This window comes from Pseudocolwellia sp. AS88, from assembly GCF_030551755.1.
Classification (GTDB): Bacteria; Pseudomonadota; Gammaproteobacteria; order Enterobacterales; family Alteromonadaceae; genus Pseudocolwellia.
Window position 1 is genome coordinate 137,570 of record NZ_JAUPEC010000004.1, and the last position, 24,758, is coordinate 162,327.

Here is a 24,758-nt window from a genome sequence, read left to right on the forward strand (position 1 = left end):
ATTAAGTTGATCAGGGGGAAATTGTAAGACGTAAAAACAATAGAACTAAGTGTGAGGATTGAGGTTAAAAACTCTTAGCTAAATATTGCCAAAAGATTATTACCATCAGATGACATAAGCCAAACTAAAACACTGCAATTTATAATAACAGTGAGCCAATAGACGATTCTGAATTCTTTTTTCTGTGATTTATGACGAAGTGCTTGTTGCGCAAGAGCAGCACCTGGCCAACCACCAAGCACAGCAATAAAATGTAAGGTGCTTTCTTTAATTCTCCATGCGTCCCGCTTTGCTTTTGATTTATCTAATGCATAGGCGAGGAAAGAAAGTACACTGGTTATGACGTAGAGCAAAAGTAAGTTCTGAGGGATATTACCTAAAATAAATGCTAGAGATAGAAATGCCATAAAAATGAAAGACAAATAAATTGAAAACCAATTAAACTTTTTCGACTTTTTAGGTTTTATATTTTCACCTGTAAAGTAAGCATTATCGGCACAATAACGCTCTTGTTTGTCTTTAGTGATAGAAAAAGTAATGATGTCATTAATCTGAGGTGTACGTTGCTTGTTAGAGAAGGCATTTTTGTGAATAAACACATGCTTTCCTCCTCCATTAGGTAAAATGAAACCAAAAGCTTTGGCTTCATCCCACTTAATTAACTTCCCTTTTAATTGCATTTAATAATCCTTTATTAATACTTCACCTAAACGCTAGTTAAATATTAGGGCATAATCCGTATTTAGCCATATTTAAAATAACTATTTTGATAAAACATTATTTAATCAATAAGGTATACCGCATAAATCGATTGAACAACGTCTATAGAACCGGGCTCAAAAGCACCATTAACTATATTTGCTGGAGCTGAATCTCGTTTCATACTCATCATCGCACTGCTTGAATAAGCAGCTTCACCACGAATAGCTTCTGCAGATGCACGATATAGCTGACCTAGGTTTACCTCAAAGCCTTTTGCTAATTCCTTCGCTGCTTCTTTAGCGTCAGCGATAGCAAGTAATGAAGCTTTTTTAGTTAATTCATCAATATTAGATGCCATCAACTTAACACCTTGCATTTCAGTAATACCGGCATTAACTAAGCTCTGAACTAAATAAGAATAACGACTTAAATCTTTAAGGTACAACTGAACAGAGCGTGTGACTTTATGGCCAATAAACACCTGCTTACGGGTAATATTGTCGTATTGAGTTTCACGTTGAATATAAAGCTCAGATGCTGAAATATCTTTTGCATCCAGCTTATAGTCTTTAGCTATTTTGATAACCGCTGCCGATAAAGTATCAGCTTCTTTTTTTGCTTCTACAAGATCCTTACTGCGTGTAACAATTGAAAAAGATACTTGAGCTGTATCAGGTACTACCGTTATTTTGCCTGTACCTTTTACATAAAAGTGGGGAACATCGGGTAATGATGCGGCAGTAGCAAAAAAACTCATACATCCTAAAAGTGCAATTATGTATCTCATTATATTTTCCTTAATTAAAATGTCGTTAAGTTAAGCTAGGAGTGTTGAACACATGCATATAGATTTAGCTAAAAGATATCGCTAATCATTAAACTTAAATTCAACTTGTAGCTCTTTATCTTTAGTTTCCTGTTGAGGATATCGCCACTGAGACAAAGCTCTTTTGGCTGACTTCTCTATATCTCTAGGTACATTACTTTGTATTATTTTAATGTTTTCTACCTTACCTTCCTTAGTTATATTGTAAGCAAGTTTTACTCTCCCATTAAAATTTGATGATAAAACACGATTAATAGAAGGCATAATCTTAAAAGTTGGTTGTAACACTTCATGCTCTAAAGCATTTGGAATCAATGCTATCTTACTCACTTTGCTGCTGTCTAAAGTTATGGCTTTGGCTGGTTGCGGTTTAACGTGAATATTCGCATTTAATTCAAATACTCTTTCAGGCTGTTGCTCAAGCGTTGGTTTTACTCGAGTTGTCAGATTTTCTTTTTGCATATTAATCGCTTGGCTGTCTTTATCAAAACGTTCAAGTTCAATCGTATCTACAAATACCATAGCTGCGACATCTTGTTCGATAGTTTGATCAGGTAAATAAGCAAAATGATTAATAACCGCAAAAATACCAAATGAGGCTACACCGCCTAAAGCTAAAATAGAAAATACTTCTTTTATTCTCAACCTTGGTTTTACAGACTTTTCAGAAAAGTTTATTTTAGGTGCTTGAATCGTATTTTTCCGCTGCGAATAAAGAGCATCGATATCTTTATCAAACTGATCTCGACCCTTTTCAGTGTTCATAATTTAGCTCCAACTTTACTTTTAAGATGATTTCTAGCGTAACGTAAGCGACTTTTTATGGTTTCTTGTGATTCATGAGTCAACTCTGCTATTTCCATTAAAGAAAAGCCTTCTTGTTGAAAGATAAAAGCTTCCCTTTGCAAAAAAGGTAAAGCCGATAACGCTTGGTTGAAGAGGTTAAGTTGCGTTTCTTTTTCAAATGCAAGTTCGAGATTATGAGAATCAGATAGTTGATCATCAAATTCTGCATATTGCCACTTATTCTGCTTTCTTAATTCATCAATTAACGTATTCCGTGCAATTGTAAACAACCAGCTTTTTATATGGGTAGGAGTCATCTGACTTTGGCTATTCATAACTTTAAGCCAAACTGTTTGTACAACATCTTCAGCAGTCGTTTTATCCGACTGAGTTAATAAGTAGTGATACAAACTGCCATTAAATTCATTTACCAGTCGTGTTAAATAATATTTTTTACCCGTAGCAATATACTGCGCCATGACCTCTTCAGGACTAGCACTTTGCTTCAAATAAGGAAGGCCAACTTGAGCAGAGCTCAGCCAGCCTTTAATTTTTGATGGCAAGTTCAAATAATTACCATCATATTTTTTACATGAGAATTAAATAACTTCAAATTAACACCTTATATTTGTTGGTCCATATTAAAATCCAATTGCACCGTTTGATTTGTTTGATTCACAAACTCACCCGCCATTGATTTAGCTTTATACTTCCATTTTTTAAGTGCTTGTTTCGCTGCCCGATCAAATATACGTTTTGGATTTGAGTCAAGTATTGAGATATTAACTACTTCGCCTAACTTATTAATATCAAATGCTAACTTAACCCAACCTTCAATACCATCACGTGCTGCAGTAATAGGATATTTAGGACTAATACGTACGATAGGTCGAGCGTCATGATCTGGCGCAATTGGTATTTCTCCTATAACACTCGTATTAGTCGGTGGTTTAATACTAATAACGTCGCCTAACGTAACACCTGTGCCTTTATCAACAGCCGTAATAAGTTTTGGCATAGGCTTGGGAGCTACTGGCGGTTCTAGTAATTTTTTTACTTTAGTTCTTGGTGGTGTATCAGGTTTGTTCTGATTTACTTCAACAAAAACAGGCGGTAAAGATTCTGTTATTCTGACCTCATCACTACTCACTAAATACGCCATAAAAATAAATAAGCTAAAGGTAACGATACTTGCTGCCGATATTATACTGAATGTCTTTTTCATTTTGATTCCTCTGTTTATCTTTAATTAATAAGAGCGGTGATCACACAGATTTTGTACTTCTTAGAAACATGTTCTTTAGTAGAACGAAGAGAAAATGAAAAAGGGGTTAATTATTTATTTAAATAATTATCTTTAGAACATTAAGTGCTAACATCACACCCTTACTTTCGATATAACAATGACTTAAACAGGCCTGAATGTGCCTTTATTAGGAAAATAAGAAATGCAGAAAATAACGAATCTATTCACCTGTTTACTTGTGATTTTATTTATAGAATCAATAGCGCTAGCAATATTACACGACACTTACATTGAAGCACTTGTGATCGGCTTGCCTACGCTACTCATTCCATTATTTATGTTTAACCAAGCTCCTAACTCTGCTTTAACAAGACATACAGCGGCACTTGCCACCATGATCTTTGCTTGTTTGCATATTCATCAAACTAACGGGTTGATAGAAGTACATTTTGAAGTGTTTATTTTAATGGCATTCTTAATTGTATTTAGTGACTGGAAAGTATTTGTTACCGCAGTAACCTTAATAATTGTGCACCATTTATCTTTTTATTTTATGCAATCAGCTGATATGGGGGTTTATGTTTTCACTCCAGGAAACCTTATTTTTGCCACTATCCTGATTCATGCTGCCTATGCCATAACGGAAGGGGTTGTTGCCGGTTATGTAGCTAAACTTTTAAAAGACGAAAGTTATTTAGGTAATCAGTTATCTCAAGTATCAGAAAACATTATGACAGATGAAAATGCAATTGATGTACATGTACGTGCTATCGAGAATTCGAATCCTATATTATCTAACTTCAATCGCTTATTGTCATTATTCAGCACCATGGTTACACAAGTTAAGAGCATCTCTAACGATTTAGAACATAACGCTAATGCACTAAATACAACGAAAGATGAATTAGAAACCTCCGTTAACCAGCGCCAACAAGAAACAGAAATCATCACAGACTCTATTGAGCATATGGTTGTTAACGTGGCATCAATTGCCGAAAGCGCATCACAACTTAGCGACAAAATGCTTGAAGCAAACCAGCTTACGCAAAATGCCAACGAGCAAATATCGACTGTAAATAAACAAAATTCTGAGCTAACCTCATCATTACAACAAACAAGTAATGAAATTAGTGAACTGGCTAATTCAAGTGTTGCTATTGCGACCGTATTATCTGAAATTACTAGCATCGCTGATCAAACAAATTTATTAGCATTAAACGCTGCAATTGAAGCAGCCAGAGCCGGTGAACATGGTCGTGGTTTTGCGGTTGTAGCAGACGAAGTTAGAGCATTAGCGACAAGAACAAAAGACAGTACGAATAAAATTTCAGATACTGTTAATCAGTTATCTGGTTATTCAAAACGCTCAACTGAATCAATGGAAGTAAATATTAACGTGATCAACGAAATTATCAGTCGAACTGATGAAGCTTCTAATATTATTTATCAAGCTTCAGCGTTAGTATCAGAATCAAGTGCTGTTGCTGTTGATGTTGCAGCAGCTGTTGAAGAGCAGTCGAAAACAACGGATAGTATTTCACAAAGTACTAAAAACTTACGTGAAATGGGTGCTCTAGATGCACAAAAAATTATTATGTTGGTTGATGAAGCTGTAAGAATTCAATCAACATCAGATGCGATGGGCGAAAGTGTTGCAAACTTCAAATAAAACATATTCAGAGAGCAAAAGTAAAAGCAGTGCCCCGCTACACTTATATATTATTGTATTTGTGTGGTTAGCTTTTACTCTTGTCGCTGCAGCATATTTTATTACAGATCGTTTAGTACCCTTCGACCCTAATCAAAAGCTCAACAATATGTCGCAATATGCTTTAGTTAATAAAATAAAGAGTGACTTTGAATTGTCTGCTGATTTATCAAATACCCTAGTTAACTTTGTTAGTGAAAACTGCCGATGTAATCAAACCAGTAGTACGCACTTATCTGATGTAAAAATGACAGCAGAAAGAGAAAACATGTCAGTTATCAATGTTGTAATTCCTGATGGTTTTTCAGGTGTTATTCCTTCTACTCCAGCCGTATTAGCTTTAGATGATAACAGCGAGCTTATCTATTTTGGCCCTTATTCTGAAGGTTTGTCGTGTGGTAGTGGTGAAGGCATCATTGATTTAGTTATGTCTAACTATAAGAAAGGCTTTAACGCAAAACTTATCATGACAACAACCGAAGGCTGTTACTGTAATATATAACTAAGGTGACGACGCTATAATTAAAAGGTATTAAAGACCTATTGTTAATGGCACACTTTAACATCGAAATTTTAAATCCCCGTCGACAAGGATGAAATAATGTTTATTTATAAAAAATTATCAAAATCTCTCATATCGCTATTTACACTTTTTATTATTATGTCGAGTCAGTTTACATTCGCTGAAACTACGAAATCAAACGAGCATATTTCATTTAATGCACCTTGGGTAAGAGCAATGCCACCTATGGTTATGCATACCGCAGGTTATGTTGAAATACATAACGCTAGCACCGTTGCTGACAAGTTAATCAGGGTATGGAGCCCTGCAATCAATACCATAGAAGTACATCAAACCAAGCAGGTGGATGGTGTATTTAAAATGTTAGAGGCTAAAAACACTCGCATACCGCCTAACGGAAAACTTATATTACAACCTGGTGGTTATCACCTCATGATGATGGGCATAAAAAGTCCGTTAATTGAAAACGAAACGCTAGTGATCAACTTTGAATTTGAACGCGCTGGTGTTGTACAAATGAATTTTCCAATACGTAAAAAGTAAACCGTATGCAGCTATCGCGTTTATACCCGTTTCACTTTAATTCAACGGGTGTCTCTCAGCTAAAAGTCAAAGTAAGAGTTATCGTTACCTCGCTAACGATTTTACTGCTTACTAGCTGTGATATGACAGATGTGCATACTTCTAGCCCAACCTCTTCTTTCCCTCAAACCGACTCATTAGTTGAAACGTCTGATATTTCTTATGATGGAAAATATACCTTAACTGTCGACGAAGAGCGGGTTTGCTTGTGGAATAATCTAACTCAAAATCCACAATTACCATGCTTAACAGGCGAAGCGAGAAAATATATAGAAATTGTGAAAGTCGCCAAAAACAATCAATACTTTATTACATCTAACCGTGTTTCGGTGCGCTTATATTCAATACAAAGTGGCTTACTTGTTGGAGAATGGTCGTTACCAGATCACATTATTACAGACATTGCTCTATCAAAAGACTCTGACGTCATCTTACTAGGGTTTAGAAGCGGAAAAGTAAGTGTTATCAACCCGTTTACCAAGGTGATGGCGACTTACCAAAAGCATAAGCTAGATATTAATTCTGTGAGTATGTCAGACGATGGTTTAACGGCTTTTACAGGCTCTAGCGATAAAACAGCAAAATACTGGGATGTTATTACTGGCGAAACAATTTATAGCTTTAATCACATGTCACGCGTTAATCATGTGGCATTAAGTGCAGATCAAAGTATTGGCTTTTCAATTGATGGGATCAAAGATAAAAATATATGGAATTTACAAACAGGCGAGTTAATTTCAGAGCTTGATTCTCATGTGCGCTTTATGGTGTTTAACGATTCAGAAATTTCAGCTGACAATAGCTTATTACTCACAGGCTCACCTAAACAGACTATCCAACTATGGCGACTAATCGATGGAAAACTTATTGCAGAATGGCAAGCAACTCATCTTAAAAAACGAGCTTCAGTGTTAAGTGTTGCCTTTAAAGGAAATTCGATATTAAGTATTACCAGCGACGGTATTTTAGAAGAGTGGCAGTTACCGTCGCCTTCTATTATTAATCAGCCTTAACTTTTACTTTTAGCCGATTTATAAGTTTAGCAAGAACAATTAAACACTTTCAGCATGAACATGTTTAGGCTGTGAAAAATGCTTCCACACTAACCTTAATAGTAATCCAGCTAAAACAAATGATGTCATATACATAAACCATTGAGGTAATATTTCGTGATGCTCACCTAACATAGGGGCAACCACAATACCGTAATGTTCAACAAGGTAATCGGTTAATAAACCAAACAATACCGCAACACCAATCACACCAACTAAGTAAGCTACAATCGCTCTTCTACCTAATTCTTTTGCCACTATACCTAAGGTAGCAACATTAGTTGCAGGACCCGCTAACATGAACACAAGCACTGCACCTGGCGATACACCTGATAGTAATAAGCCAGCAGCAATAGGTGTTGATGCCGTTGCACATATATACATTGGAATACTCACTAAAATCACAACAACCATAGCAAGAATACCGTTACCCCACTGCAGAAAGAAGTTTTCAGGAACATAGGTTTGTACTAAAGCAGCAAAAAATAAACCAATGAGTAACCATTTTGCTGTATCAGCTAATAACGAAGTACTGCTATAGGCAACAGCTTGACTAAACTTAGCCCAATGACTTTGATTTGTAGTACCTGCATTGGCAGTATTTGCATCTGTTTTAGCGCAACAAGACTTTTTAACTGGCTCTGGTGTTTTAGCACAGCAAGATTTCACAGCAGGTTCAGCTTCAGTTTTTGTACTACAACATGAAGTTTTAACAGCTTCTACTTTTGCTTTGGTACTGCAACAGGCACTTGTTACTGCTTGAGTGTTTTTTTCAGGTAAAGATTCAGCAGTAACTTCAGTTGGTTTCTTCTCACTACCTACTAATACACCCGCCACTATAGCACTACTTATTGCCGCTATAGGTCTTATGATCGCCATAAATGGACCAAGTAAAACATAGGATATGGTAATGGAATCTACGCCTGTTTCAGGTGTAGAAACAAGAAAGGCCGTGGTTGCACTTTTCGATGCTCCCGCTCGTCTTAACCCTAATGCCGCAGGTATAACACCACACGAGCATAATGGCATAGGCGCACCTATTAATGCTGCTTTAACGGTAGTTAAAAAGCCTTCTTCGCCTAAATGTTTATTTAAAAAGTTTTTAGGCAAATAAACATTAATTAAGCCTGCAATGAATAACCCCAACAATAACCATGGAGCTGATATTAAAAACAGTTGACCAAAATTAGTGAGTAATTCCATCGTCGTCCTCCAAAGTTGTCAAAATAGAGCAGTTAGCCGCGCTTTTGTCGCCACCATCACATGCTTGTATCAGTTTTTTTAAAGATGATTGTATTGCTATCAGTTCACTTATTTTTTCGTCAACTTGTTGTAATTTATGTTCGGTAAATGATTTAACGTCGTGACAACTGTGGCTACCTTTATCTACCTGAATAGACAATAACTCTTGGATATCTTTTAACGTAAAACCACACTTTTTAGCACTAATAATAAACTGCAAGCTACGCAAATTACTGTCGTTATACAATCGATAACCCGTTGCAGAACGAGCACTTGGTTTTAACAAACCGTGCTTTTCGTAATATCGTAAAGTATCTGTAGTTACCGACAGCTTTTTTGCTAATTCACCTATTTGATACATAACCTACTCAACATCACTCTTTAAATTTATTCTAGCCTTACTTTACACCTTAGAGTTAGGTCCAAGGTCAATTATTTTTTAATCTTTAATCTTTTTAATTTCATCAATATTACAGGTTATGGCTTTCACATTTTTATAACCAACACGCTGAAGTTGTTCCGCAGCGAACATAGCCCTAACGCCTGAAGCACAATGAATATAAATGGGAAGTTCAGCATTTGGATAGAGCTGAAGCATTTTCATCTCTAATAAACCACGTGGAATATTGATTGTCCCTTCGATGATATTCTCGACAACTTCACTCGGTTCTCTCACATCAATAACAACCCCATTATTTTGCTTAGTGTCATTAAAAGCATTGATAGCGGTAGTAATTTTAACCTTGTTTTTTATTTCAGTAACTAATGTAGGGATAGTTTTAAGCATGTTAATGTCCTTTTAAATAAAGATGATAATTGAGTGTAAACCTAATTTAGCGATATGCATTATAAATACACGAGTTTCAAACTTCAGTTATAATGAATATCTAAGAAAATCCAGGTTAAATATTCCATTAGTTTTCTATTATTTAAAGTATATTCATTTTGAGATTTTATGCTGCCATCCCTTGTTGAAAATTAATAGAAAGCTGTATCCGCGAAGACCACGTCGATATTAAAGCCTTTTGTGAGGCTTTAGGGGTAACCAACTCTAAGGCCTGAAATCAAAAAACCTGTGTGAAATACATTTAGAAGGTGAAGAGAAAAGCCCGTTATTTCATTAAGCCCTGCATTAGATAGAAAGACAAAATTCACTTTTGTTGTTATCGCTTTAGCTGAATATATTTTAATGCCAGACCGTTTGGCACGTATGGGGATTTGCTACGACATTTTCTTTCTACAAGATATTTGTCAGCAACCTCATGGCTACAGAAGAACTCATCTTATGCTCATCTGTTTTGATATGGCCATTTCAAATTAGCCACTGTATGGAATGTAACGAATTTTCTTAATCACTTTATTTAGCTCAGTGAAGTTTATTTGATCAAAGTTTTTAAGCTGTTCATTCAAGATATTCCTGTTAGGTATTTCAGCTAAACTACAAATCAGCACAATATTTTTATAATCATCAAATTCAATTAGAGCGATATACGGGAAATGTTGTTTAATACCGATTAACGCGGTTAACAGTTGCTCATCTGACTCCGCCTGAAGGTTAATCATAACCACAGCTTTATCGTTGGTAATATTGTTAAGGTGAAAATAGAAATCTTGGGTAAACAAAAATTCAGGGCTTTTTTCTTCTAAAAACAAATCACATAACACCACATCATATTTTGTATATGTTTCATTATGAGGTTGTTGAATAAAGTCTTCAGCTTTTTGACAAACTACATGGACTTTTTTAGGTAAATTAAAATAACGTTTCGCCATATCAATAACAGCTTGAGATGATTCAACCGAGGTAATTATAACACTAGGAATAGTTGCCAAAGCACGCTCTAGCGAAGCTCCGCCTAATCCTAAGTTTAAGACTTTAAGTGGTCGATTCTTCCATAATAAAAACACTAATAACGATTGAGATATCGGCGTTAATATATGCTCCGGCGTGGCTTTACACATTAACGATTGCACAACCTCGCCACCGTATTCAAACCATCGGTAATCTGTAGTTTCTTTAACATTTAACACACTGCCATTTACATCTTGCTGATGCACTAAACTATGTTTCTTTGTTAATAATTTTTTAAAATCCATAAAAATATATAAAACCTATAACCCATCAAAAATACTGTTAAGCGCAACTAAACTTAATATTAACAAACTTAGCTCTTATAGGAGTAAATGATCACATAATTTAATGTAAGCTTTCGTTTTTACCATTGTATTTTAGTCCTCTACGACGTCATTTAATTCAAGTTCTGCTCATAAGTTTTGTAAACAATATGTATAAAAAAAAGTTACTGCATCTAACTAATTTATATATCTTTTACTTGTTTTTATTTTCTCTTTAAAGCTAACAAAAAGGCTATTTATATAAAATATCCAATTTTTCAGCGACAAAAAAAATAACTGCTATTCTTATTATTAACGTCTGTCCCCTTTTAATATTACCTATAAATAATAATTACAATAAAAGCAGTTACGTAAGTTAAAGGAAGTTAATAATAAAAAAGGAAATCTCAAACATGCATAAACATGTTCTAGGTATTTTAGTTTGTATGCTGTTACCTATTTGCACTTCTTCTTTAGCAAAATCTCCAGAAGAACAAGCTATAGCGGCATCTGATAAAAATAAAACAAACAAAGTCTTAACTAAAGAACAAAATTCTTTAGTTAATGAACTAGTTATTATTGATGCTGCAGTGCCTAATAAACATTTGTTTTTTCAACACCTAAAAGCAGGAACAGACGTTGTTGAAATAAACTCATCTCAAAGTGGCTTCAAACAACTAGAAAGCACTCTTAATAAATATAAAAACCTCTCAGCTCTCCATCTAATTTCTCATGCTGATGATGGTGTTTTATATTTCGGCGATAGCCAAATTACCCAACAAGCCTTGTCTGAAAAAATCACGTTATTATCAACAATGAATCATGCACTGACGGCCAACGCCGATGTATTATTTTATGGTTGTGATTTAGCAAAAACAGAAAAAGGTAATGCACTTTTAGACTTTATTTCTCAACAAGCCAATGTAGACGTTGCTGCTTCAAACAACCCAACAGGTTCGGCGTTACAAGGTGGAGATTGGCAGTTAGAAGTTCACAAAGGTGATATTAATACATCCCCCTTATTTACTGCTTCAACGATGCAGGATTTTGATTCTGTTCTAGCTTTTGGTGCAACTTTAGATTTAACAGCTTTACCTCTTTTTACTGGTCCAGTTATTGATGTCAGCATCGGTGGCACCGACCATGTGTTAAAAATTGAATCTTCAGGTGATGGCTTATTAGATATACAGGCTGTACTAGGTCATGTTTTATTAGCAAGTGCTATATCAACACACACCAGTGTCGATATTTATTTAGATAGCGGTGAAACGTTTGATTTAACAAGCCTTGTCATGTTGAATTTAGATGGAGTTCCTCTGTTCCCAATAGATCACCAAGTTCGTATTACTCCTTATAAAGGTGTTGTGGCAGGCACCGCTTTCGTTAGTGATACATTTAATCTTCTCGATCTGGGTGTTACTCTCGCTTTTTCAGGCGCTAATTGGGAAGGTATAACTAAAATAACTATCGAATCTAGTGACGGTGCAATACTTAAATTATTGGCTTTATCCCATATCTCAATAGCTAATGTTGTTAGCTTACCTAGCATTTCAAATTTAGATGGCGATGCTTTTACCTATACCGAAGGCAGTGGCGTTCAAAAGATAGATCAAGGTGTTGCGGCATTACTTACTGACCCAGGTTTATTAACTGGCGCATACACAGGCGGTACATTAACAGCAGAAATAACGTCAGGGCTTATATCTACAGAAGATACATTAACCATTGATACAGGAGTGGTTTCACTAGCTAATAATCTCGTTGGTGGTGCTTTAACCGTAAGTGGAGTCATTATTGGTGAATTGGTAAACGAAATTTTACCGGGCAATGCTTTATCTTTTACCTTAAATGAATTTGCTACTCCTGCGTTATTACAAATATTACTACAAGGGTTAGCCTACGAAAATATCAATACAGATACTCCGACAGCAGGAGTAAGAGTTGTTAGTGTTACCTTAACTGATACTGATGGCGAAACTTCAAATGTTAGCGATGTAAGCATAACGGTTGCGTCGCAAAATGATGCGCCAACACTCACTAATTTAGATACAGATATATTAAGTTACGTACTCGGTAGCGAAGCACAATATCTTGACCAAGGTGACTTAACCCTAGTGGCTGATGTCGATTCTCTTAACTTTCTTGATGGTTACCTTTCAGTTTCAATTACCAACAATAAAGACAACAGTGAAGATATTTTAAGCTTAGGTGCAGGTGTTGATGTTAGCGCATTGGTCAGTGTAGCGGGTTTAACTGTTGGCAGTGAAGTGAGTGTCGGTGCTCTTGTTGTAGGTACACTCGCTAATAAGATTATTGAAGGTAATGATTTACTCATTAACTTAAATGCCGATGCAACCATCTTAAATATTCAACTACTTATACGAGCTTTAGTTTACGTAAATACAGATATTGTTGATCCGAGCCTTCTTAGCCGTACCATTGCCATTACGCTTAATGATGGCGACGGTGGAACATCTACAGCGCAGCTATTAACAGTAAACCTTGCTGCTCCAACGTATGATAACGATGGTGCGTTAACCGCTGCGGCAGTTGTTCTTGAGCCTGTAGCTCTTCCTTTGTCAGCTGACTCAATTGGCGAAGCAGTCGATATATTTGACTTTACAATTACTGATGGCGGCAGCTCTGACAGCACACCTATGGTGGTTTCTCAAGTTGTGGTGAATGTAGCTGGTACCATCAGTGAAACAGATCTAGCTAAAATCACATGGCGCCTAAACAGCAACACTCCAAATACTGACGTAGAAAATGTAGCGGGCGTTTATAGTTCATCAAACAATACAATAACTTTCTTAACACCTGCCCTTTCTATTGCTAATGGCAGCAGTGAAATTCTTACCGTTAATGCTTACTATAACGACCCAACAGGCTTAACTCATGGCAATACACTGCAACTCAGCATTGATGGCGACACTGACTTAACCTTAGCCGTAGGCAGTACAATGGATGGGAATTCGACTCCTGTTACCAATGGTTCTGGATCCCTTATCACTGATGATGTTAGTCCAACCGTTACTTCAGTTTTAGCTCCTGCCAACGGTACTTATGCAATTGGCGATATTCTATCTTTTACGGTGAATTTTGATGAAGCGGTTAACGTTGATATAACAGCTGGAACACCAAGGTTAGCAATCACAATCGGCGAAAACACTCGTTATATAGATTATGTTTCAGGCGATGGTAGCACTGCTCTTGTTTTTACCTACACACTTGTTGCAGGTGATATCGATAACGATGGATTAGTATTAAACACAACCTTAGATTTGAACTCAGGTACTTTATTAGATGCCGCAGGTAATGGGATTAATACAACTCTCAATAATATACCAACACTAACGGGCGTGCTTTCTGATGGTAGTGCTCCTGTATTAGCTGAAGTAACAGCTGTGGTTTCTCTGACTATGGATACTACGCCAGCATTTACCTTTTCTAGCAATGAGGCAGGAACTCTTGATGTAGGTGGTGCTTGTGGCAGCTTAAATGAAGGCTTAATCTCTTCAGGTGATACAACAATCATATTAACCCAAGCAAATAATCTCACAGCTTTTGCTTCAGGAACCTATTCAGATTGTACGGTTACGGTTACTGATGCTGCTGGTAATGCAACAATTTTAACATTAACCCCTTTCACTATTGATTTAACGGCACCTAATGTTGATGTAAGTGCACCAAATACTCTACTTGAGGGAGCATCAGATGTTGTTATTACCAATACAAATTTAAGTAGTTCTGATGATAATGCTAGTGCGGCTGATATTACTTACACTCTGGTTACAGCGCCGATCAATGGTACGTTAAGCAATACGAGTGTCGAGCTAGGTTTAGCCGATACTTTTACTCAAGCTGATATTGATAATGGTGATATCACTTATTCTCATAATGGTGGTGAATCAACTTCAGATAGCTTTATTTTTACCGTGTCTGATTCTGTAGGCAATGTGAATAATAATACAACTCTAAACTTTAATTTTGAGCTAACAATAACACCACAAAACGATGCACCTACCCTACTTCACCTTCATGACGATACATTAAATTATGTACTTAATAGTGGAGCACAATATCTTGATCAAGGCAGTTTAACTCTTGTTGCTGATGTCGATTCACCTAATTTTGATACTGGTCGCCTTTCCGTTTCAATAACAACCAATAAAGACAGCAGTGAAGATAAATTAAGCTTAGGTTTGGGCCTTGATGCTAGTGCAGCAGTAAGCCTAGTTGGCCTGACTGCAGGTAGTAATGTAAAAGTCGGACTTGTTGTAATCGGTACTCTTGTTAATGATGTTACCGAAGATAACGATTTATTGATTGACTTAAATGCCGATGCAAACATTGCCAACATTCAACTACTTATACGTGCTCTAGTTTACGTAAATACAGATTCAATTGATCCGAGCCCTCTTAATCGCACCATTACCATCACCCTAGAAGATGGCGACGGTGGAACATCTACACCACAAACCATAAATGTATCGGTTACCAGCGCACCAATAGACAGTGACGGTACTTTAACATCGGCTTCAGGCGTTTCTGAACCCGTAGCGCTTCCTTTATCAGCTAACACAGTTGCTACCGCTGTAGATATATTTGACTTTACTATTACCGATGGCGGCACCAGTGACGGTACACCTACGGTGATTTCTCATGTTGCTATCAATGTTTCAGGCACAACAAATGATACAGATAAAGCCAAAATTACATGGCGCTTAAACAGCAATGCCCCTAACACGGATGTAAATAATGTTATCGGTGTTTATAATGCCATTGACGATACAATAACCTTTGATACGCCAACACTTTCTATTGCTGATGATAGCAGTGAAATTCTTACCGTTAATGCTTACTATAACGACTCAACAGGCTTAACTCATGGCAATACACTGCAACTCAGTGTTGACGGTTCTACAGATTTAACTTTAGCGGCAGGCAGTGAAATGAACAGTACTTCATCTCCTGTTACCAATGGCTCAGGTTCAGTTATTACTGATGATGTTGGTCCAATTGTCACTTCTGTTTCTGCTCCAGCAGACGATATCTATGCAATAGGTGATATCTTAACTTTCACCGTTAATTTTGATGAAGTGGTTGAGGTTAATACTGTAGGCGGAACACCAAGATTAGCAATTACAATTGGGGAAACTGTTCGCTATGTAGATTATGTATCAGGCGATGGTACCAATGCACTTATATTCAACTATACACTTGTTGATGGTGATATCGATTCTGATGGTTTGGTATTAAGCGCAAGCTTAGATGTAAATTCAGCAACCTTAGCTGATACATTAGGTAATGTAGTAAATACTAGCCTTAATAATATCGATGACTTAAGCGCTATATTATTAGATGGCGATTCGCCTGTTTTAGCTGAAGTAACCGCTGTAGTAACTCCAACCATGGACACTACGCCGTCGTTCACTTTCTCTAGCTCTGAAGCAGGAAATCTTACGGTAGGTGGTTCATGTGGTAGTAACAATGTTGGTCCAGTCTCTTCCGGTAATACAACAATAACGTTAACCCAAGCTGATGGTTTTACGCCATTAGCCTCAGGTGATTATTCTGATTGTACGGTAACCGTTACTGATGCTGCAGGTAATGCAACAGAGTTAACATTAACGGCTTTCACTATTGATGCTATCGCTCCTGTAGTGAGCATTTCTGAAATTACTTTGGACGAAGGTGCAACAGATACTGTAATTTCAGCTACTTATTTATCCAGTACAGATAACAACGGCGATGCAGCTGACATTACTTACACTCTAGTTACAGCACCGAGCAATGGTACGTTAAGTAATGCCAGTGTCGAACTCGGTGCAACAGATACTTTCACTCAAGTGGATATTAATAATGGTGATATCACTTATTCTCATGATGGTGGTGAATCAACTTCAGATACTTTCACTTTTACAGTATCTGATGCTGTAGGTAATGTGAATAATGACGGTGGTTCATACTTAACCTTTACGGTAGCCGTTACACCACAAAATGATGCTCCAAGCGTACTTCATTTAAATGGCGACACCTTAAATTATGTGCAAGGAGATGCAGCTCAACTGCTAGATCACTCTACGCTCGCAATCATTGCAGATGCTGATTCATTGCATTTTGATAATGGTAGTTTGGATGTTTCTATTACTGATGGTCTGCAAGCAACTGAAGATCTATTAGGTTTAAACACAAATGTGACATTAGGCGGGTTTTTAGCAGATAGTTCAGTAACGATTAACGGCGATGTGATCGGTACATTAAACCAAGATTTAGCGGTAGGTACAGATCTGAACATTGATTTTAATGTGAATGCTACCCTGGCAAATGTGCAAGATCTTGTTAGAGCAATAACCTACGTTAATACCTCAATTACAACAGTAACGGCTGGCACACGTACGCTGACATTTACCCTTAACGATGGTAATGGTGGTACATCACTACCGCAAACTTTAAATATTTCGGTTACTAACGCACCAATTGACAGTGACGGTACCTTAACATCGGCTTCAGGCGTTTCTGAACCTGTAGCTCTACCTTTATCAGCTAACACTATTGCTGAAGCTGTAGACATATTTGACTTTACTATTACCGATGGCGGCACCAGTGACGGAACACCTACAGTAGTTTCTCATGTTGCTATCAATGTTTCAGGTACCGCAAATGATACAGATAGAGCCAAAATTACATGGCGCTTAAACAGCAATGCCCCTAACACGGATGTAGGCAATGTTATCGGTGTTTATAATGCCATTGACGATACAGTAACCTTTGATACGCCAGCACTTTCTATTGCTGATGGTAACAGTGAAGTACTTACAGTTAATGCTTATTATAACGACCCAACAGGCTTAACTCATGGCAATACACTATTACTTAGTATTAACGGCTATACAGATTTGACCTTAGCCGCAGGCAGTGAAATGAGCAGTATTCCATCTCCTGTAACCAATGGCTTAGGTTCAATTATTACTGATGATGTTGGCCCAGCGGTTACTTCGGTTTCTGTTCCAGCAGACGATACCTATGCCATAGGTGATGCCTTAACTTTTGTCGTGAATTTTGATGAAGCGGTTGTGGTTAATACTGCAGGCGGAACACCAAGATTAGCAATTACAATTGGGGAAACTGTTCGTTATGTAGATTATGTATCAGGCACAGGCACCAATGCCCTTACCTTTACCTATACGCTTGTTGCAGGTGATATTGATAACGATGGTTTGGTATTAAGCACAAACTTAGATATCAACTCTGGTACCTTATTAGACGCATTAGGTAACGCGATAAATACTAACCTTAATAATATACCAACACTTGCAGGTGTGCTTTCTGATGGTAGTGCTCCTGTATTAGCTGAAGTAACAGCTGTTGTTTCTCCGACTATGGATGCTACGCCGTCGTTCACTTTCTCTAGCTCTGAAGCAGGAAATCTTACGGTAGGTGGTGCTTGTGGTAGTACCGATGTAGGCTCAATCTCTTCAGGTAATACAACAATCACCCTAACAAGTACCGATGGCTTTACGCCATTAACCTCAGGTGCTTATTCTGATTGTACGGTAACCGTTACCGATGCTGCAGGTAATACAACAGAGTTAACATTAACGGCTTTCACTATTGATGCGACAGCACCTACGGTAAGTGTTGCTGACATTACTTTAGACGAAGGCTCTACAGATACTGTAATTTCAGACACTTACTTAACGAGTTCAGATAATAATGCAAGTGCACCTGATATTACTTACACGCTAGTTGCAGCACCAAGCAACGGTACGTTAAGTAATGCGGGTGTTGAACTCAATTCAGACGATACCTTTACTCAAACTGATATTGAAAATAGTGATATCACGTATTCTCATGATGGTAATGAGTCAACTTCAGATATCTTTACTTTTACAGTGTCTGATGCTGTAGGTAATGTGAATGATGACAATGGTTCAAACTTAACCTTTACGGTAACCGTAACACCACAAAATGATGCACCAAGCGTACTTCATTTAAATGACGATACTTTAAATTATGTACAAGGAGATGCAGCTCAACTGTTAGATCATCCAGCCTTCGCACTCATTTCAGATGCTGATTCAGCAGACTTTGATGGCGGTAGTTTGAATGTTGCTATTACAACAGGTAAACAAGCTTCTGAAGATCTATTAGGTTTTGATATAAACGTGATACTCGACGGTTCAGCAGCAGGTAGTTCTGTAACTATTAACAGCATTCTTGTTGGTACGTTAACGGAAGAATTAGTCACTGGCAGTAATTTAGTTATCGGGTTTAACACAGATGCGACATTAGCTAATGTGCAAGATCTTGTTAGAGCAATAACTTACGTTAATACGGCAGGAACAGTAACAACAGGTACTCGTACTCTTAGTTTGATACTTGAAGATGGTGACGGTGGAACATCTACATCACAAACCTTAAACGTATCAGTTACCAGTGCACCAATAGACAGTGACGGTACCTTAACATCGGCTCCAGACGTTTCTGAACCCGTAAATCTGCCTTTATCAGCTAACACCGATGCTAACGCTGTAGACTTATTTGACTTTACTATTACCGATGGTGGAACAGGTGACGGAACTCCTATGGTGGTTTCTCATGTAGCCGTCAATGTTGCGGGTTCTATTAGTGACACAGATATAGCTAAAATCACATGGCACTTAAACAGTAATGATCCAAACGCGAATGTAGACAATGTTATCGGTGTTTATAATACGAATGACAGTACAGTAACCTTTGATACGCCAGCACTTTCTATTGCTGATGGTAGTAGTGAAATCCTTACGGTTAATGCTTACTATAACGACCCAACAGGCTTAACTCATGGCGATACTCTGTTACTTAATATTGACGGATATACTAATTTAACTTTAGCGGCAGGCACTGAAATGAGTAGTACCTCATCTCCTGTGAATAATGGCTTAGGTTCAATTATTACTGATGATATAGGACCAATTGTCACTTCTGTTTCTGCTCCAACAAATGGTACCTATGCAATAGGTGATGACTTAACCTTTACCGTGAATTTTGATGAAGCGATTGTAGTTAATACCGCAGGCGGAATACCAAGATTAACAATCACAATTGGCGCAACCACTCGTTATGTAGATTATGTTTCTGGCTCGGGATCTGATGCCCTAACCTTTACCTATAGACTTGTTGCTGGTGATATTGATTCAGATGGTCTGGCATTAAGCACAACCTTAGATGTGAATTCAGGTACTTTAGCTGATGCATTAGGTAACGCGATTAATACCAGTCTCAACAATATACCAACATTAACGGGCGTACTTGCTGATGGCGATGCACCTGTGTTAACTGAAGTGACAGCGGTGGTTTCTCCAACCATGAATGCTACGCCAGCATTTACTTTCTCTAGCTCTGAAGCAGGGAATCTTACGGTAGGTGGTGCTTGTGGTAGTAGCGATGTTGGTTCAATCTCTTCAGGTAATACAACAATCACATTAACGAGTACCGATGGCTTTACGCCATTAACCTCAGGTGATTATTCTGATTGTACGGTAACCGTTACCGATGCTGCAGGTAATACAACAGAGTTAACATTAACGGCTTTCACTATTGATGCGATAGCACCTTCGGTTTCTATTTCTGAAATCACTTTGGACGAAGGTTCAGCAGATACTGTCATTTCAGGTACTTATTTAACTAGCTCTGATAATAACGATAGCGCAGCTGATATTACTTACACCTTATTGGGAGCGCCAAGTAATGGTACTTTAAGTAAAAACACAGTAAGCCTGCTAGTAAATGACACATTTACACAAGCTGACATAGATAATGGAGTGATAACTTATACTCACGATGGAGGTGAATCAACAAGCGATAGCTTTGCTTTTTCACTATCAGATTCATTAGGTAATGCGAATAATAATTCGGGTGATAACTTCGTATTTACTTTAGTAGTAACACCACAAAACGATGCACCCAATACAGCCAACGATATTGCATCAACCAACGAAGATATTACGGTTATTATTGATGTATTAGCTAATGATAGTGACGCAGATGGCACGGTTAATAAAACCAGTGTATCGGTAATAAGTCTACCTACTAATGGCAATGTTTCGATAAATATACCTACCGGAACAATAACTTACACTCCTAATCCAGATGTAAGTGGAACGGACGTTTTCTCGTATACTGTTGAAGATGATCAAGGTCAAGTATCTGAGCCTGCATCAGTTACAGTCACCATATATGCTCAGAACGATGCACCTGTTGCGCAGTCTGATACAGCATCTACACCTATGAATACTTTAGTTTCAATTGATGTTGCTGCTAACGATACCGACCGAGATGTAGGTGATAGCCTGAATCCTGCCACTATCGTTATTGTAGGTGCTGCTTCAAACGGAACAGCTGTACTAAACACAACAACCAACAATATAGATTACACGCCTAGTGGCGCATTCTCTGGGGTTGATACGTTTAGCTACACAATTAAAGACAGCACAGGAGCCACATCAAACCCTGCGACGGTAAGTGTTACGGTTACTTTTGTAGCAGGTCCAGCGAATGTTGCACCTACTGCAGGAGATGACAGTGCCAATGTACAAGAAGATTCGTCAATCATTATTAATGTTTTAGCCAATGATAGCGACAGCGATGGCACACTAAACACCAACTCTGTCAGCATAGTAGCTATGCCATCAGACGGTATTATCAGCGTTAATATGACCACAGGTGCGATTACTTACACGCCAAATGCAAACTTTAATGGTAGCGATACTTTCTCTTATAACGTTAAAGACAATAGTAACGACACTTCTAATACCGCGACTGTAGCGATTACCGTTACTGCTGTAGCTGATGTACCTGTTATTTCAGGTGTACCTACTGGCTCGATTAATGAAGACGAAACCTATAGTTTCACACCTAGTGTTACGAGCGATGATGGCAATGTAATATTCACCTTTAGTATTGAGAACAAACCTAGCTGGGCAGTTTTTGATACAACTACAGGTAGATTAACTGGCACACCAACAAACGCCGATGTTGGCACCTTTAGTAATATTCAAATCACAGTCTCAGATGGCACTAATCAAGCATCTTTACCTGATTTCTCTCTCGTTGTAAGTAATGTAAACGATGCCCCAATTGCGATTAACGACAGTTATTTATTGACGCAAAACGCATCAGGAAGTTATTCGCTGAATGTATTAGAAAATGATTATGATGAAGATTTAGATGACTCAATAACACTAGTGAGGGCTACCACAAACATAGGTAGCGTTAGCATCAATGAAAATGGTTTAACCTACCAAAATAGCGCAGCTCAAACACCATCGACCATCCAATATACCATTGAAGATGCCTCAGGTGCAGAAGCTACGGCAGAAGTGTCTATCGCCATCTCACCAGAAGAGACAGACGATACGCCTCAACTCATATTGCCTGATGATATAGAAACCGATGCGACGGCACTATTTACTTGGTTAGACATAGGTACAGCTGAAGCCTTTGATAGCAGAGGTAACCAGCTTGCTGTTGAAATACTTAACGGCGGAACTCTCTTCCCTCCTGGTAACAATAAAGTTTATTGGCGAGCAGAAGACAGCGAAGGTAACTTCGTCATCAAAGCACAAACGGTTAAAGTTCATCCATTAATCAACCTTGGACAAGACAAGAGTATCCTTGAAGGGAAAACTATTATCACTACAGTTTACTTAAATGGTGACTCTCCAGACTATCCATTAACAGTACCTTATTCTGTATCTGGTACAGCAAATAGTAATGATCACAACTTAACCTCTGGTGAGATTACATTTACTAGTGGACGCCAAGCTTCAATTAGCTTTAGCATCTTTGATGATGCAAATGCTGAAGAAGATGAAAGCATTATTATTTCATTAGGCGAAGCGATTAATCGCGGTAGTAAAACCACACAAATATTGACGGTAACTGAAAGCAATTTAACACCAGAAGTAGACCTGCTTGTTACTCAATCAGGTGAGAAACGTTTTATTATTATTAAAAGTGGAGAAGAGGCATTAATTCAAGCCACAATTACTGATGATAATAGTCAAGATACACACACTACCACTTGGTCATCTACTATTGTTAATACCAGTATTGAAGATACCTTATTTAGCTTCAATCCAGCGTTATTAGATGTAGGTATGTATACAGTAGAAGCTACAATAATAGACAGCGGTACACCTGCATTATCAGTTACTGAAACAGTTTACTTAGAGATAACCGATGAATTGCCGAGTCTTAGCGATATAGACTCTGATGGTGACTCAATACCTGACAATTTAGAAGGTCATTCTGATGACGATAACGACGGCATTCCAAATTACCTAGATAACATCGACGACTGTCAAATACTACATACCAAGGTTGTTGATTTAAACTCTTACCTTATGGAAGGTGAAGCGGGTGCTTGTTTAAGAATAGGTGGTACGGTAGCTAATGTAGATTCAAAAGCCTCTCTTATTAACACAGGCGAAGTTGATACTAACTTAGGTACAGATACCGAAGCATTGCATACAGGTGGTATTTTCGACTTTATTGCCTACAACTTGCCTAAGGCAGGTCAAAGCTATCGCGTTGTAGTTCCGCAAAGGTTGCCTATACCAAGCTCTGCAGTATATCGAAAGCATAACCCCGTTATTAACTGGCATGACTTTATAAGTGATGAAAAAAATAAAGTTTATTCAACCCTAGGATTAATGGGTTATTGTCCTCCTCCGGGTAGTGATTTATGGACTGAAGGACTAACAGCTGGTAACTGGTGTGTTCAATTATTAATTGAAGATGGTGGACCAAACGATGATGATGGATTGGCAAACGGAACTATTATCGATCCAAGCGGCGTAGCTTCTCCCTTAGCAGAAAATACACTACCTGTAGCATTAGATGATGAAGCAACTGTACGTATCAATTCATCCATATTCATAGACGCTCTAAACAATGATACCGATGCGGATGATCATGATTTGACACTGATGAATGTTAATGTTGATTTTGGTACTGTTACTATTGAAAACAACCAAGTCCTTTATTTAGCAGACTCAGCATTTATAGGAACAACAAATATCACCTATACGTTGATGGACAGTTTAGGTGGAACAGCAACAGCAACTATTGTACTTAGTGTAGTAGTCAATCAAGCACCTACCGCTAATGACGATAGCGCTGCAACCAGTGATGTACAAGCGATTACCCTTGATGTATTAGCTAACGATACCGATCCTGAAAATGACACCTTAACCATTACGGCAGCAAATGCATCTTCAGGCAGTGTAATATTCACCAGCACTGAGATTGTATTTACACCATCAAGTGGGACCGAAGGTATTGAAACCGTTAATTATGAAATTTCAGATAATAACGGCGGAACAGCAACAGGTGCAGCTTATATTGTGGTAACAATTAATGAAGCGCCAATAGCGAATAGTGACGAGATCACTATCAATAGTCCGGAGGCTGTTACCATCAATGTATTAGAAAATGATAGCGATGCTGATAACGATACCATTAAAGTAACTGCAGCAACTGCCTTAGCAGGTACAGTGACATTTGTAGATGAACATATTGTTTACACGCCGCCTAGAGAACCTACTGAAGCAGATACTATCACTTACGAAATATCTGACGCTTACGGAAATACCGCAGAAAGTACAGTTAACGTGACGATTATTTTGAAATATAAAACTGAATTCAAAATATCAAAGAGTGGCGGAAGTTTAGGTTATCTATCCATTCTATTCTTTATGAGTATGATGCTTATGCGTCGACAACTTAAAGTGAATAAAAGCAGATAAGTTATAGCTCGCAGTTTGGTTATCGTTAAAAGACGAGCCACCTGATTGCGAGCTAATTTGCTCATCTATGCTGTAATACCAAACGGATTAATAGCTTTGAGAGGAAACACGATGAGCAAACTAATGGCTCATGCCTAGATAATGAAGGCTAGCTAATGATTAAGTAAGCTGAACTCACTTAAT

At 37.7% G+C, this 24,758-nt stretch carries 15 protein-coding genes; 6 read left to right on the forward strand and 9 right to left on the reverse strand.

Going from position 1 to position 24,758, the window contains the following annotated elements; translation table 11 throughout:
* Positions 1 to 74 precede the first annotated feature (74 nt).
* The 5 genes from Q5N69_RS04675 to Q5N69_RS04695 form a co-directional block, all read right to left on the reverse strand.
* Complete coding sequence (locus tag Q5N69_RS04675; protein ID WP_304367693.1) at positions 75 to 680, reverse strand: DUF1294 domain-containing protein; 606 nt, start codon at positions 678 to 680, stop codon at positions 75 to 77.
* 101 nt (positions 681 to 781) lie between these two features.
* On the reverse strand, positions 782 to 1,489 hold the full coding sequence (locus tag Q5N69_RS04680) for an SIMPL domain-containing protein (RefSeq protein WP_304367694.1): 708 nt from the start codon (positions 1,487 to 1,489) through the stop codon (positions 782 to 784).
* Positions 1,490 to 1,570: 81 nt separating this feature from the next.
* Positions 1,571 to 2,293 carry a TonB family protein gene (locus Q5N69_RS04685; protein WP_304367695.1) on the reverse strand — a complete coding sequence of 241 codons (723 nt, stop codon included), beginning with the start codon at positions 2,291 to 2,293 and terminating at the stop codon, positions 1,571 to 1,573.
* Complete coding sequence (locus Q5N69_RS04690; RefSeq protein WP_304367696.1) at positions 2,290 to 2,883, reverse strand: RNA polymerase sigma factor; 594 nt, start codon at positions 2,881 to 2,883, stop codon at positions 2,290 to 2,292. The genes Q5N69_RS04685 and Q5N69_RS04690 overlap by 4 nt, the downstream gene beginning before the upstream one ends.
* A 53-nt stretch (positions 2,884 to 2,936) precedes the next feature.
* Positions 2,937 to 3,539 (reverse strand): TonB family protein, encoded by a 603-nt coding sequence (locus Q5N69_RS04695; RefSeq protein WP_304367697.1) that lies wholly within the window; start codon positions 3,537 to 3,539, stop codon positions 2,937 to 2,939.
* 223 nt (positions 3,540 to 3,762) lie between these two features.
* On the opposite strand from Q5N69_RS04695, the gene Q5N69_RS04700 reads away from it, so the two are divergent.
* The 4 genes from Q5N69_RS04700 (at position 3,763) to Q5N69_RS04715 (ending at position 7,386) form a co-directional block, all read left to right on the forward strand.
* Complete coding sequence (locus tag Q5N69_RS04700; protein WP_304367698.1) at positions 3,763 to 5,229, forward strand: methyl-accepting chemotaxis protein; 1,467 nt, start codon at positions 3,763 to 3,765, stop codon at positions 5,227 to 5,229.
* A complete protein-coding gene (locus tag Q5N69_RS04705; RefSeq protein WP_304367699.1) occupies positions 5,213 to 5,770 on the forward strand; it encodes a DUF6436 domain-containing protein in 558 nt (185 codons plus the stop codon). Before Q5N69_RS04700 ends, Q5N69_RS04705 begins: the two co-directional genes overlap by 17 nt.
* A 99-nt stretch (positions 5,771 to 5,869) precedes the next feature.
* Positions 5,870 to 6,334, forward strand: coding sequence for a copper chaperone PCu(A)C (locus Q5N69_RS04710; RefSeq protein ID WP_304367700.1), 465 nt, complete (start codon positions 5,870 to 5,872; stop codon positions 6,332 to 6,334).
* A 5-nt stretch (positions 6,335 to 6,339) separates the two neighbouring features.
* Complete coding sequence (locus Q5N69_RS04715; RefSeq protein WP_304367701.1) at positions 6,340 to 7,386, forward strand: WD40 repeat domain-containing protein; 1,047 nt, start codon at positions 6,340 to 6,342, stop codon at positions 7,384 to 7,386.
* 39 nt (positions 7,387 to 7,425) lie between these two features.
* On the opposite strand, the gene Q5N69_RS04720 is transcribed toward Q5N69_RS04715, so the two are convergent.
* The 3 genes from Q5N69_RS04720 to Q5N69_RS04730 form a co-directional block, all read right to left on the reverse strand.
* Entirely contained in the window at positions 7,426 to 8,628 is a 1,203-nt protein-coding gene (locus tag Q5N69_RS04720; protein ID WP_304367702.1) for an SO_0444 family Cu/Zn efflux transporter, read from the reverse strand.
* A complete protein-coding gene (gene zntR / locus Q5N69_RS04725) occupies positions 8,612 to 9,028 on the reverse strand; it encodes a Zn(2+)-responsive transcriptional regulator (RefSeq protein ID WP_304367703.1) in 417 nt (138 codons plus the stop codon). The genes Q5N69_RS04720 and zntR overlap by 17 nt, the downstream gene beginning before the upstream one ends.
* Before the next feature lie 78 nt (positions 9,029 to 9,106).
* Positions 9,107 to 9,454 (reverse strand): rhodanese-like domain-containing protein, encoded by a 348-nt coding sequence (locus tag Q5N69_RS04730; RefSeq protein ID WP_304367704.1) that lies wholly within the window; start codon positions 9,452 to 9,454, stop codon positions 9,107 to 9,109.
* 402 nt (positions 9,455 to 9,856) lie between these two features.
* On the opposite strand from Q5N69_RS04730, the gene Q5N69_RS04735 reads away from it, so the two are divergent.
* Positions 9,857 to 9,988 (forward strand): hypothetical protein, encoded by a 132-nt coding sequence (locus Q5N69_RS04735; protein WP_304367705.1) that lies wholly within the window; start codon positions 9,857 to 9,859, stop codon positions 9,986 to 9,988.
* On the opposite strand, the gene Q5N69_RS04740 is transcribed toward Q5N69_RS04735, so the two are convergent.
* The gene (locus Q5N69_RS04740; protein ID WP_304367706.1) at positions 9,985 to 10,764 is read right to left on the reverse strand and encodes a spermidine synthase; all 780 of its coding nucleotides are present in this window, start codon (positions 10,762 to 10,764) and stop codon (positions 9,985 to 9,987) included. The genes Q5N69_RS04735 and Q5N69_RS04740 overlap by 4 nt on opposite strands.
* Positions 10,765 to 11,195: 431 nt before the next feature.
* Here Q5N69_RS04740 and Q5N69_RS04745 point away from each other — a divergent pair, with 431 nt between their 5' ends.
* Positions 11,196 to 24,575 carry a tandem-95 repeat protein gene (locus tag Q5N69_RS04745; protein WP_304367707.1) on the forward strand — a complete coding sequence of 4,460 codons (13,380 nt, stop codon included), beginning with the start codon at positions 11,196 to 11,198 and terminating at the stop codon, positions 24,573 to 24,575.
* The last annotated feature ends 183 nt before the right edge of the window (positions 24,576 to 24,758 follow it).